The following is a 13,561-nucleotide window of genomic DNA, read 5'->3' as shown; positions in this document are numbered from 1 at the left end:
AAGCAATCCAGAGAGCCACACCCGCAGACTGGATTGCTTCGTCGCAAGAGCTCCTCGCGATGATGGCTGCGTATGACCTGCTTCATTTTCATTTGATAACCTTGCGGCAAACTCCACTCCGCCGTCTTGACATAAATCCTATATTGACTATATTCCCCGCATCCCGCCCCAAGAAGAGGGGCGTTCGCGACGTCGGTGTTCGCGGGGCGGGTGGCGGTGGCGCGGCAGCGTCAGGCCGGAGCGAAGGTCGCAGGGCGCGAGCCCGGGTGAGGACGTACGCCTTGTACAAAGGGTGCGTTTAAGGCCGGGGGAGGGTGAGCGGCACGAGCCGAGGCTGACGACCACGCTGGCGCGCCGGCCCAAGTCGTGTGGTTCCTGGGTGCCAGATGGGGCACCCCCGGAGTGTAGGGCGCGATGCCAAATCCGGCGCGCACCCTTAGAGGTCCGGGGCGACGACCTTCCGCCGGGAAGAGCACGAAGCAGGCCGGAGCCCACCGCGAGCGGAACGCCGGGTGATCCCCCGGTGAATCCGGAATCCCCGGCGCATTTATTGCCGTCTACGGCATTCGCGTCTGGGCCATGGGTGCATCGGGCACCCGGCGTTCCGCGCGCCCTCTTCAGGGAGGGCAGGGAATGCAGCGATCGACGGCGTCCCCGCGCCGCAAACAACAGGGGCGATCCCGCATGTCTGCCGTGTTGTTTGCACGCCAGAGCAGGGGTGACGCCGCCTCGCGATTTCCGCTAGACTCATTCCAAATGGCGGTAAAGCCAACAAAAATCTCACGAGGAAATAGTTCATGGCCCCATCCCCCGTCATTCGCCTGCATGCCGACGACGCCGTGCTGATCGCGCGCACCAGCCTGATGCCGGGCGTTGAAGTCAGCGCCGGCGTGGTGACGTCGGAGCGGATTCCCGCCGGCCACAAGGTCGCGATCCGGCCGATCACGACAGGCGAGGAAATTCGCCGTTACGGCCAGATCATCGGCTTTGCGACGCGGCCGATCGCGCCCGGCCAGCACGTGCACACGCAGAACATGGGCATGGGCGACTTCGCGCGCGACTATGCCTACGGTGTCGACGTCAAGCCGACGCCGAATTTCGATCTGCCGGCATCCTTCATGGGAATTCGCCGCGACGACGGCCGCATCGCCACGCGCAACTACATCGGTATTCTCACCTCGGTGAATTGCAGCGCGCATGTCGCCAGCATGGTCGCCGATGTGTTCAAGAAGAATCCCTTCACCGGCCACAACCCGCTGGCCGACTATCCGAACGTCGATGGCGTGGTCGCACTGACCCACAAGACCGGCTGCGGCATGACTCAGGACGAACCGCTTCGGCTGCTGCGGCGAACGCTCGGCGGCTATGCGCGGCACGTGAACTTCTCGCACGTGGTGGTGCTCGGTCTCGGCTGCGAAATCAACCAGATCGGCGGGCTGATGGAGGAGCAGAAGCTCGCCGGGCGCTTGCGCGAAATGCAGATCCAGGAGATCGGCGGCACGCGCAAGACCACCGAGGCCGGCGTGGCTTTCGTGCGCGAAGTGCTGGCCGATTCGAACAAGGCGACGCGCGAGGAAGTCTCGGCCAGCGAGTTGATCGTGGCCCTGCAATGCGGCGGCTCCGACGGCTATTCCGGCATCTCGGCCAATCCGGCGCTGGGCGCCGCCAGCGACCTCCTCGTGCGGCACGGCGGCACGGTGATCCTGTCGGAGACGCCGGAGACTTATGGCGCAGAGCACCTGTTGACGCGCCGCGCGGTGTCGCGCGAGGTCGGCGAAAAACTGGTCGGGCTGATGCGCTGGTGGGACGCCTATTGCGAACGCGAGGGCGCCGAGATGAACGCCAATCCCAGCCCCGGCAACAAGGCCGGCGGCCTCACCACCATTCTGGAAAAGTCATTGGGCGCGATGGCCAAGGCCGGCTCGACCAATCTGGTGGACGTACTGAACTACGCCGAGGCCGTCACTAAAAAGGGCTTCGTGTTCATGGACACGCCCGGCTACGACCCCGTCGCGGCGACCGGGCAGGTGGCGGGCGGCGCCAACCTGGTGTGCTTCACCACCGGCCGCGGTTCGGTGTTCGGCTGCAAGCCCGCGCCGTCGATCAAGCTCGCCACCAACACCCCGATGTTCAAGCGCATGGAAGAGGACATGGACATCAACTGCGGCACCATCCTCGACGGCGACGAGACGGTGGAACATTGCGGCCAGCGGATTTTCGAACTGATGCTGAAGACGGCGTCGGGCGAGCCGACCAAGAGCGAGAGCTTCGATTTCGGCGGCGCCGAGTTTGCGCCGTGGGTGCTGGGCGCGACGATGTAACAACTGTCATTCCGGGGCGCGAGCGCGCTAGCGCGAGCGAACCCGGAATCTCGACATGGAACGATGAGCATCTCGAGGTTCCGGGTTCGCGCTCGGCGGACGCCGCCCGCGCCCCGGAACGACGAGGAAGAGCCGTGCTAATGCACCGCCCCAACAACAGGCAGCCGCTGCCCGTTGTTAGGCCTTGATCGACACACGCTCCGGTGTTCTGCTCAAAAAAGCTGCTGGAGTTGCCCATTGTCGATCTTCGTCGCGCTGCATCACGTCACCCACTATAAATACGATCGGCCGATCGATCTGGGTCCGCAGACTATCCGGCTGCGGCCGGCGCCGCATGCGCGCACGCCGATCCCTGCCTATTCGCTGAAGGTGACGCCGGCGAACCACTTCGTGAACTGGCAGCAGGATCCGCAAGGCAACTGGCTGGCGCGCTTCGTGTTTCCGGAGAAGGCGACCGAGCTCAAGATCGAAGTCGATTTCACCGCCGAGATGACGGTGATCAATCCGTTCGACTTCTTCGTCGAGCCCTACGCCGAGACATTTCCGTTCGCTTACCCCGACGACCTCAAGTCCGAACTTGAGCCCTATCTGGCAACCACTGAACCGGGGCCGCGCTTTTCCGCCTACATGGCCGAAATCCCCCGGGAAGCGCCGAACACGGTTAACTTCCTCGTCGATCTGAACGCCAGCCTGCGCGGACGCGTCAACTACATCATCCGCATGGAAACGGGTATCCAGAGCCCGGAAGAGACGCTGGCGCTGGCCTCCGGATCGTGCCGAGACTCGGCGTGGTTACTGATAGAAACGCTGCGCCATCTCGGGCTCGCGGCGCGCTTCGTGTCCGGCTATCTGATCCAGTTGCGGCCGGACATCGATCCGCTGGATGGCCCGCGCGAGGTCGAGAACGATTTCACCGACCTGCACGCCTGGGCGGAGGTCTACATCCCCGGCGCCGGCTGGATCGGCTTCGACGCCACGTCGGGCATGTTGACCGGCGAGGGACATATCCCGGTCGCCGCTACGCCGCATTTTCGTTCGGCCGCGCCGATCTCCGGCATGGCCGGCTTTGCCGAAGTCGAGTTCGGCTTCGAGATGGAGGTCAAGCGCGTCCGCGAGGCGCCGCGCATCACCAAGCCGTTCTCCGAGGAGGCCTGGCAGAAGCTCGACGCGCTAGGCGAAAAGGTCGATGCTGACCTGAAAGCAGATGACGTTCGCCTGACGATGGGCGGCGAGCCGACCTTCGTGTCGATGGACGATCTGGAAGGCGCGGAGTGGAATATCTCCGCGGTCGGTCCGACCAAGCGCGGCCTTGGCGACGACCTGATCCGCCGGCTGCGCACGCGCTTTGCGCCGGGCGGACTGCTGCATTACGGACAGGGCAAATGGTATCCGGGCGAGAGCCTGCCGCGCTGGGCGTTCGGCCTGTACTGGCGCCGCGACGGCGTGCCGATCTGGAAGAATGACGCGCTGATCGCGCGCGTCGAGGGCCCGCGCAACGCCGGCGTCAGCGACGCCGAGAAATTTGCCACAGGCGCGGCGCACCGGCTCGGCGTGCCCTCCGAATATATCATGCCGGCGTTCGAGGACCCCGCGCACTGGCTTCAGAAGGAAGCAGGCCTCCCGCACAACGTCGACCCCAGCGATTCCAAGCTCGCCGATCCCGAGGAGCGCTCGCGGATGGCGAAGGTGTTCGACGCGGGGCTGAACGTGCCGAAGGGGTTCGTGCTGCCGATCCAGCGCTGGAACGCGGAAGGCACGACCGATACGCGCTGGCGCTCCGAGCACTGGAAGCTGCGCCGCGGCAACCTGTTTCTCACGCCCGGTGATTCTCCGCTCGGCCTGCGGCTGCCGATCGCCTCATTGCCGCATGTGCCGGAAGACGACTTTCCCTACATCGTCGAGCAGGACCCGATGGAGCCGCGCGGCGAACTGCCGGCGGTTGATGCCGAGGCGACTGCCGAAGCCCAGGCCACCGCGGAGCGTATCCAGGAGGAGCAGCGGCGCAATCGTGGCCCGGTGCGTACCGCGATGTCGATCGAGGTTCGCGACGGCATCCTGTGTGCCTTCATGCCGCCGGTGGAAAAGCTCGAGGACTATCTCGAACTGATTACCGCGCTCGAGGCGACCGCCGAAGAGATGCAGCTGCAGGTCCATGTCGAGGGTTATCCGCCGCCGTTCGATCCGCGCGTCGAAGTCATCAAGGTGACGCCCGATCCCGGCGTGCTCGAGATCAACATCCATCCCGCAGCGACGTGGCGCGAGGCGGTCGACACCACGACGTTCCTGTATGAGGAAGCCGCCCGCGTGCGGCTTGGCGCCAACCGGTTCCTCGTCGATGGTCGCCACACCGGCACCGGCGGCGGCAACCATGTCGTGGTCGGCGGCAGCAAGCCGGAAGACTCGCCGTTCCTGCGCCGGCCGGATCTGCTGAAGAGCCTGGTGCTGTACTGGCAGCGCCATCCCTGCCTTTCCTATCTGTTCTCCGGCATGTTCATCGGCCCGACCAGTCAGGCGCCGCGCATCGACGAAGCGCGTTACGACGCCCTGTACGAGCTTGAGATCGCGCTGGCGCAGGTGCCGCCGCCTGATGTGAAGGCGCCGCTATGGCTGGTTGACCGGCTGTTCCGGCATATCCTCGTTGATATCACCGGCAACACGCATCGCGCCGAGATCTGCATCGACAAGCTCTATTCGCCGGATGGCACGACTGGCCGGCTTGGTCTGGTTGAATTCCGCGCGCTGGAGATGCCGCCCGATCCGCGCATGAGCCTCGCTCAGCAGCTTCTAATCCGCGCGCTGATCGCGAAAATGTGGCGTGAGCCGCAGCAGGGCCAGTTCACGCGCTGGGGCACCACGCTGCACGACCGCTTCATGCTGCCGCATTTCCTGTGGGAGGATTTTCAGGGCGTGCTCGCTGAGCTCGGCGCCTCCGGCTACGAATTCTCCAGGGAGTGGTACGAAGCGCAGCTCGAATTCCGCTTCCCGGTGTTCGGCCACGTCACCTATGGCGGCGTGACGCTGGAAGTACGCCAGGCGCTGGAGCCGTGGCATGTGCTGGGCGAGGAAAGCTCGGCCGGCGGCACCGTCCGCTACGTCGATTCCTCCGTCGAGCGTTTGCAGCTCAAGGCCAATGGCTTTGTGCCCGGCCGGCACATGATTACCTGCAACGGCCGCGCGCTGCCGATGACCGAGACCGGCCGTTCCGGCGAGGTCGTCGCCGCGGTCCGTTTCAAGGCCTGGCAGCCGGCCTCGGGCCTGCACCCGACGATTCCCGTCCACGCGCCGCTGACGTTCGACATTGTCGATACCTGGAACAGGCGCTCGCTGGGTGGTTGCGTCTATCACGTCGCGCATCCCGGCGGCCGCAGCTACGAGACCAAGCCGGTCAATTCCTATGAGGCGGAAGCCCGCCGGCTGGCGCGATTCGAGGAAATCGGCCACACGCCCGGCGAAATGGACCCGCCAAAGCCGGAACGCACACTTGAATTTCCTTTGACCCTCGACTTGCGCACGCCGCTCCTGCATTGAGGTTGCCGATGGTTTTGGCAGGAGAGTCGGGATGACGTCACATACCGGCCAGGAGAGAAAACCCCGTCCGGGACATCGCAAGGTCGCCTCGTGGACCCGCGATTACGAACGGCTGCCCGGAATTCCCGATGAATATTTGAACTCCGACGGCTCACCGCGCGAGGTCTGGACGCGGTTCTTCGATGCGTTCGGCGGCCTTTCGCCCGCCGATATCGAACGCCGTTTCGGCTCGGCCGACCGCCACCTGCGCGAGGCCGGCGTCACCTACCGTGCGCCCGGCGAAATCGCCGACCGGATCTGGCCACTCAGCCATGTCCCGCTGCTGATCGACGAGACCGAGTGGAAGCAGATCTCGGTCGCGATGATCCAGCGCGCGCAGTTGCACGAGCTTGTGCTGGCCGATCTCTACGGCAAGGGACGCCTCATCTCCGAAGGCGGGGTACCCGCCGCGGCAATCGCCGGCAGTTCGGAATATCTGCGCGCGATGCGCGGCGTGACGCCGCCGGGCGGCCGCTATCTGAACTTCTTTGCGGCAGATCTCGGCCGCGGTCCCGATGGCCGCTGGTGGGTGCTTGGTGACCGAACCCAGGCGCCGTCCGGCATGGGCTATGCGCTGGAGAACCGGCTGGTTCTGTCGCGCGCCTTCACTGATCTCTACAAGTCGATGAACGTCGAGCGCGTCGCTCCGTTCTTCGAGGCGTTTCGCGACAATCTGCGCGCCTCCGCCGACCGCGACGAGCCGCGCATCGGACTGTTGACGCCGGGTCCGTTCAGCGAAACCTATTTTGAACACGCCACGCTGGCGCGCTATCTCGGCTTCCTGCTGGTGGAGGGGGACGATCTCGCGGTCTCCGGCGACCGTATCCATATCCGCACTGTCGCTGGCCTCAAGCGGCTCGACGTGCTGCTGCGCCGCGTCGATTCCAATTCGCTGGATCCGCTCGAACTGGATGCCTCGTCGCAACTCGGCGTGCCCGGCCTGATCGACGTGATCCGCAAGAACGGCGTCGTCGTCGCCAACATGCCGGGCTCCGGCGTGATGGAAGCGCGCGCGCTGCTCGGCTTCCTGCCGAGCCTGTGCGAGAAGCTGCTCGGCGAAAAGCTGAAGATGCCGCACATCGCGACCTGGTGGTGCGGCCAGAAGGCGGCGCGCGAGGAAGTACTCGACCGGCTCGACGATTTCGTCATCGAAAGCGCCTATGGCCAGTCGGTGCCGGGCTTCCCCGGTCCCGGCCCGGTGCTCGCTGCCAACCTGTCGCCGGCCGATCGCGAACGCCTCCGGGCTGCGATCAACAATCGCGGCATCGATTACGTCGGTCAGGAACTGGTGCGGCTGTCGACCACGCCGGTGTGGGACAATGGCCGCCTCGCGCCGCGCCCGTTCGTGCTGCGCGTGTTCGCCGCCGCGACGCCGGAAGGCTGGACCATCATGCCCGGCGGCTTCTGCCGCATCGCCGACCAGCCCGATGCCCGCGCGGTGTCGATGGGCGCCGGCGCGCGCGCGGCTGACGTCTGGGTCGTCGCCGACAAGGCGGTGCCCGCGACCTCGCTGCTGCCGGCGGTCGAGACCGTCCGCATCCGCCGTATCGCCGGCTGGGTGCCGAGCCGCGCGGCCGACAACCTGTTTTGGCTCGGCCGCTACCTTGAGCGCGCGGAGTCGACGCTGCGTCTGGTGCGCGCGCTCAGCGTGCCGCAGCGCGATCCCGGCAAGGGCGGCGTCTCCGCCCAGCTATCGGTCGAGCGCATCCAGCGCTTGCTGGTGACATGGGGCGCGACCTCGCTGACCGCGCGCTCGCAGCCATCGAAGATCGCCGCCCAGGCGTTGCAGGGCGAGGACAGGTTCGGCTCTGCGCTGTCTCTGGTACGCGCCGCCCAGCGCACCGCGACGTCGTTGCGCGAGCGGCTGTCGCCGGACGCCTGGCAGGTTATCACCGAGATGGTCGAACGGCTCGGCCAGGAGGTGGAGGACGATGACGGCGTGGTCAGCGCCGCCGAACTGACGTTGCAGGAACTGGCGAGCTTTGCCGGCCTTGCGCAGGAGAACATGAACCGCGCCGCTGGCTGGCGTTTTCTTGAAATGGGCCGCCGCGCCGAACGCGCCATCAACACCACGCGCTTCGCCCGGCAGTTCGCCTATGACGAGGCCAGCGCCGACGACCTCGACATCCTGCTGACGCTGGTCGATTGCCAGATCACCTATCGTTCGCGCTATCTGGTCGGCCCCTTGCTGGCGCCGGTGCGCGATCTCGTGGTGCTCGACCCCTACAACCCCCGCTCGGTCGCGTTCCAGGTCTCGGCGCTGAACGACCACATCGCCAACCTGCCGGCGCTGAAGGAGAACGGGCTGATGGAGCAGCCGCAGCGGCTCGCGGTGGCGCTGCAATCCTCGCTGGTCACGGGCGAAGCTTCGGAGCTGCACACCAATTCGTTGTTCGTACTGGAGCAGGATCTGCTCGGCCTCTCCAGCGCAATCGGCTCGCATTATTTCCCGCACGGCGCCAGCGCGATGCGGCCAGAAAAACTCACGGGGCTGGCGTGATCTACGATATCCGTCACGTCACCACCTATAATTATGAAAGCGCGGTCAGCTTCGCGCGCTGCTCGCTGCGGCTGGAGCCGATCAGCAGCCCCGGCCAGCAACTGGTCTCGCACCACGTCGATATCAGGCCGGCCCCGTCCAGCCGGACCACCCGCACCGACTTCTTCGGCACCGCGACCGAAACCGTACTGATCGAGAGCCCGCACCGCGTGCTGCGCATCGACAGCCGCTCGCGCGTCTATGTCGAACGCTCGGTGCCCGGGCGCAGTGACGACAGCCTGCCGTGGGAAAGCGTGCGCGAAGCGTCGTTTTCCTCCGGCGATCTCGGCGCGGCGTCGCCGATCGGCTACGTGTTCGCCAGCCCGCTGGTGCCGATACTCGCGGACGTTACGGCCTATGCGGCGGCGAGCTTCGCGCCGGGGCGCGGCATCCTGGCTGCCGCCGTGGACCTGATGCACCGCATCCGGACCGAGTTCAAATATGATCCGAAGGCGACGGTGATCTCCACGCCGCTGCAGGAGGTGCTGGAAAAGCGCCACGGCGTCTGCCAGGATTTTGCCCAGATCATGATTTCCGGCCTGCGCGGGCTCGGCCTGCCGGCGGCCTATGTCTCCGGCTATCTGCGCACCATCCCGCCTCCCGGCAAGGAGCGGCTGCAGGGCGCGGATGCGACGCATGCCTGGGCTTCCGTCTGGTGCGGCAACGAGCTCGGCTGGATCGGCTTCGATCCAACCAACGACATTCTGGTCGAGAACGACCACATCATCCTGGCGGTCGGCCGCGATTTTTCCGACGTGTCACCCGTAGACGGCGTGATCGTCGGCTCGCGCAAGCAGAAGCTTGCGGTGGCCGTCGATGTGTTGCTGGTCGAATGAGTACTCCCCGCATGTTGAATAGCTACGATGTTATCATTCTCGGCGCCGGCGCCGCGGGGCTGATGTGTGCCGGCACCGCCGGCCAGCGCGGCCGCTCGGTGCTGCTGCTGGAGCAGGCGAGGGCGCCCGGCGAGAAAATTCGTATCTCCGGCGGCGGCCGCTGCAATTTCACCAATCTGCACACCACGCCGGCGAATTTCCTGTCGGAGAATCCGCAATTCTGCAAATCGGCGCTGAAGGGATTCACGCAGCAGGATTTCATTGCGCTGGTCGACAAATATCGCATCGACTATCACGAGAAGACCCGCGGGCAATTGTTCTGCGACGGCTCGGCGCAGCAGATCATCGACATGCTTCTGGCGGAGAACCGCCGCGGCGACGCGCAGATGCGGCTTGGCGTCAAGATCACAAGCGTGTCGAAGAACGAGTCCGGCTTCGTCGTCGCTACCGATCAGGGTGAGTATCGCGGGAAATCGCTGGTGGTCGCGACCGGCGGTCCGTCGATCCCGAAAATGGGCGCCAGCGCGTTCGGCTACAAGACCGCGCAGCAGTTCGGCCACGCGATGGTGCCGCCGCGTGCCGGCCTCGTGCCGCTGACGTTCGATGTCGGGATGCTCGCGCAATTCAAGGACCTCGCCGGCCTCGCGGTGGATGCCGCCGTCAGCGTAGGCAAGACCCGGTTCGAGGAGGCGCTGCTGTTCACCCATCGCGGTTTGAGCGGGCCGGCGGTGCTGCAGATTTCGTCGTATTGGCGCGACGGTCTGGATGTCGTGATCGACATGGCGCCCGATGTCGACGTGCTGGCTGGGCTGAAGCAGGCGCGTCGCGAACGTCCGCGCCAGGAATTGGCGACAGTGCTGACCGAACTGCTGCCGAAGCGGCTGGCGCAGATGGCGTCGGAGCGTGTCGCGGGGCCGCAGCGTCTGGCGGACTATTCCGACAAGTTCCTGATGGCGGCGACTGCCGCGGTGAAGGAGTGGCGGGTCCGTCCGAACGGCACCGAGGGCTATCGCACGGCTGAAGTCACGCTCGGCGGCGTCGATACCACCGAATTGTCATCGAAGACGTTCGAGTCGAAGCTGGTGCCCGGCCTGTATTTCATCGGCGAGGTCGTGGATGTCACCGGCCATCTCGGCGGCTTCAATTTCCAGTGGGCGTGGTCGTCCGGCGTGGCGGCGGGCAAGCACGTCTGACCACAAACTGTCATTCCGGGGCGCGAGCGCGTCAGCGCGAGCGAACCCGAAATCTCGAAAAGGGACGATGAACATCTCGAGATTCCGGGCCTGTGTCATCCGGCTCTGCCGTCTGTCGCATCCCGGAATGACAGTGTGGGGCGGGCGCGCTGAACGCGAGCGCTTGTGATAATAAGCTCCATCGATCTCAGCACGGACCCTCCATGATCTATCGCCATGCCATCGGAACGCAGACCCACGTCTTTGCCGACCTGCGCGATCTCCTGGCCAAAGCGACGCCGCCACGCTCCGGTGACCGGCTGGCGGGCGTCGCCGCCGACACCGCCGAGCAGATGATCGCGGCCCGGATGGCGTTGGCCGAGGTGCCGCTCAGGCAGTTCCTGCAAGAGACTGTGGTGCCTTACGAGGACGACGAGGTAACGCGGCTGATCATCGACAGCCATGACGCCGCGGCGTTTGCCGTCATCTCGTCGCTCACCGTCGGCGGCTTCCGCGACTGGCTGCTGTCGGATGCCGCCACGTCCACCGTGCTGCGGGGCCTCGCCGCCGGCGTCACGCCGGAGATGGCGGCGGCGGTATCCAAGCTGATGCGCAACCAGGACCTGATCCTGGTGGCGAAAAAATGCGAGATCATCACCCGCTTCCGCAACACGATCGGCCTACGCGGCCGGATGAGCGTGCGGCTGCAGCCCAATCACCCGTTCGATGACGTCCGCGGCGTCACCGCTTCGGTGCTCGACGGCCTGATGCTCGGCGCCGGCGACGCCTGCATAGGCATCAACCCGGCGAGCGACGATCCCGCCGTGCTGGGCGGCCTGGTGCGGCTGCTCGACGACGTCATCACGAAGTTGCAGATCCCGACGCAAAGCTGCGTCCTGACCCACGTCACCACTTCGATCGATCTGATCAATCAGGGCTTTCCGGTCGATCTCGTGTTTCAGTCGATCGCCGGCACGCAGGCGGCGAACAAGAGCTTCGGCATCGATCTGGCGATCCTGAAGGAGGCCCACGACGCCGGCCTGTCGCTGAAGCGCGGCACCGTCGGTGGCAACGTGATGTATTTCGAGACCGGGCAGGGCTCGGCGCTCTCCGCCAACGCCCATCACGGCGTCGATCAGCAGACGCTGGAGGCGCGCGCCTATGCGGTGGCCCGCGCATTCGATCCGTTGCTGGTCAACAGCGTGGTCGGCTTCATCGGCCCGGAATATCTCTATGACGGCAAGGAGATCATCCGCGCCGGGCTGGAGGACCATTTCTGCGGCAAGCTGCTCGGCCTGCCGCTCGGCATCGACGTCTGTTACACCAACCATGCCGAGGCCGATCAGGACGACATGGACAACCTGCTGACGCTGTTGGCGGCGGCCGGCGTCACCTTCGTCATGGGCGTGCCCGGGGCCGACGATGTCATGCTGAATTATCAGTCGACCTCGTTTCATGACGCGCTCTATATCCGCGACCTGTTCGGGCTGAAGCGCGCGCCGGAATTCGACGACTGGCTGCTGCGCGCAGGCCTCGCGGGCACGGATTTCCGCATCAAGGGCCATGACGGCCTGTTGCCGGAGCTGGCGGCAAGGCTGATTGCCTGACGTCACCCGGATGTCACGCGGCGTCAACGGCCGGCATGTTGCGCGCTGCCGTTCACTTGATCGTCAGCGTCGCCACAATCTTGAAGAATTTGTGGCCCAGCTTTGGCCGGCGTGATTAGATTGGTTCATCGTCCCTGATGCAATGGAACCGCTTGATCTTTAAGACATTAGCCCAAGCGCCGGTTCTCCCATTCGGGAGGTCCTGCGAATCCACGAAGGACAATTGATGAGAGCTGAGGGCAGGCAAACGGCGCGGCGCATCCTGTGCGTCTTTCCGCGATACACGTCTTCATTTGGCACGTTCGAATACGCCTATCCTCTCACCGACGGCGTGCAAGCCTTCATGCCCCCGCAGGGTCTGTTGCTGATCGCCGCGTATATGCCGGAAAACTGGCAAGTCCGTTTTATCGACGAGAATATCCGCGTGGCCACCGCGGACGATTTCAAGTGGGCCGAGGCCGTGTTCGTCAGCGGCATGCATATCCAGCGCACCCAGATGAACGACATCTGCCACCGCGCTCATGCCTATGATTTGGCGGTGGCGATTGGCGGTCCGTCGGTCAGCTCGTGCCCGGAATACTACCCGGCGTTCGACTATCTGCATTGCGGCGAACTCGGCGATGCCACCGATCAACTGATCGACATTCTGGCTGCCGATACGACGCGCCCGGACCGTCAGGTGGTGCTGAAGACCGCCGACCGCCTCGACATGACCAAGTTTCCGATTCCCGCCTATGAACTGGCGGAAATCCCGCGCTATTTCCTGGGCTCGATCCAGTATTCCTCGGGTTGTCCGTACCAATGCGAATTCTGCGATATCCCCGGCCTCTACGGCCGCAATCCGCGGCTGAAGTCGCCGGGACAGATCACCGCTGAACTCGACAAGCTGCTGGAATGTGGCATCATGGGCTCGGTGTATTTCGTCGATGACAACTTTATCGGCAACCGCAAGGCCGCGCTCGACCTGCTGCCACATCTGATCGAATGGCAGAAGAGGACCGGCTTCGTGCTGCGCTTTTCCTGCGAGGCGACACTCAACATTGCCAAGCGTCCGGAGATCCTGTCGCAGATGCGCGAGGCCTTCTTCGCGACCATCTTCTGCGGCATCGAGACGCCCGACCCGGTGGCGCTGAAGGCGATGAAGAAGGATCACAACATGATGGTTCCCATCATGGAAGCGATCCAGACGCTCAACAATTTCGGCATGGAAGTGGTGTCCGGCATCATTCTGGGCCTCGACACCGACAAGCCCGAAACCGGGCAGCATCTGCTCGAATTCATCGACGCATCGCAAATTCCGCTGCTGACCATCAACCTGCTGCAGGCGTTGCCGCAAACCCCGTTATGGGACCGGTTGAAGAAGGAAGGCCGGCTGATCGAGGACGAAGGCCGCGACTCCAATGTGGACTTCCGGCTGCCATACGACGACGTGGTGACAACCTGGCGTGCCTGCATGGGCAGCGCCTACGAGCCGGCCAAACTGCTACAGCGCTACGAATATCAGATCCGCGAAACCTAT

The 13,561-nt window shown here is 64.9% G+C and carries 7 protein-coding genes; all 7 read left to right on the top strand.

The window, feature by feature from the left end; genetic code table 11:
* The first annotated feature begins 797 nt into the window (after window positions 1-797).
* A complete protein-coding gene (locus JWQ24_RS05995; RefSeq protein ID WP_299805604.1) occupies window positions 798-2,321 on the top strand; it encodes an altronate dehydratase family protein in 1,524 nt (507 codons plus the stop codon).
* A 237-nt stretch (window positions 2,322-2,558) separates the two neighbouring features.
* Window positions 2,559-5,849, top strand: coding sequence for a transglutaminase family protein (locus JWQ24_RS05990; protein WP_299805601.1), 3,291 nt, complete (start codon window positions 2,559-2,561; stop codon window positions 5,847-5,849).
* A gap of 31 nt (window positions 5,850-5,880) precedes the next feature.
* Window positions 5,881-8,388 carry a circularly permuted type 2 ATP-grasp protein gene (locus JWQ24_RS05985; protein ID WP_299805599.1) on the top strand — a complete coding sequence of 836 codons (2,508 nt, stop codon included), beginning with the start codon at window positions 5,881-5,883 and terminating at the stop codon, window positions 8,386-8,388.
* Window positions 8,385-9,263: a transglutaminase family protein gene (locus JWQ24_RS05980; RefSeq protein ID WP_299805597.1), complete on the top strand. Its 879-nt coding sequence runs from the start codon at window positions 8,385-8,387 to the stop codon at window positions 9,261-9,263. The genes JWQ24_RS05985 and JWQ24_RS05980 overlap by 4 nt, the downstream gene beginning before the upstream one ends.
* Window positions 9,264-9,274: 11 nt before the next feature.
* Window positions 9,275-10,456 (top strand): NAD(P)/FAD-dependent oxidoreductase, encoded by a 1,182-nt coding sequence (locus JWQ24_RS05975; RefSeq protein WP_299805595.1) that lies wholly within the window; start codon window positions 9,275-9,277, stop codon window positions 10,454-10,456.
* A 203-nt stretch (window positions 10,457-10,659) separates the two neighbouring features.
* The gene (locus JWQ24_RS05970) at window positions 10,660-12,042 is read left to right on the top strand and encodes an ethanolamine ammonia-lyase subunit EutB (RefSeq protein WP_299805593.1); all 1,383 of its coding nucleotides are present in this window, start codon (window positions 10,660-10,662) and stop codon (window positions 12,040-12,042) included.
* 226 nt (window positions 12,043-12,268) lie between these two features.
* On the top strand, window positions 12,269-13,561 hold a 1,293-nt coding region (locus tag JWQ24_RS05965; RefSeq protein WP_299805591.1), incomplete at its 3' end, for a DUF4070 domain-containing protein.

Origin of the sequence: Tardiphaga sp. (genome assembly GCF_028290495.1) — a bacterium.
GTDB lineage: Bacteria > Pseudomonadota > Alphaproteobacteria > Rhizobiales > Xanthobacteraceae > Tardiphaga.
The sequence above is the reverse complement of the archived record's forward strand: the minus strand, read 5'-3'. Positions and strand labels throughout refer to the sequence as shown.

Coding starts and splice junctions, on each gene's coding strand:
- JWQ24_RS05985 (WP_299805599.1), top strand. CDS start 5,881: ATGACGTCACATACCGGCCAGGAGAGAAAACCCCGTCCGGGACATCGC.
- JWQ24_RS05995 (WP_299805604.1), top strand. CDS start 798: ATGGCCCCATCCCCCGTCATTCGCCTGCATGCCGACGACGCCGTGCTG.
- JWQ24_RS05975 (WP_299805595.1), top strand. CDS start 9,275: ATGTTGAATAGCTACGATGTTATCATTCTCGGCGCCGGCGCCGCGGGG.
- JWQ24_RS05970 (WP_299805593.1), top strand. CDS start 10,660: ATGATCTATCGCCATGCCATCGGAACGCAGACCCACGTCTTTGCCGAC.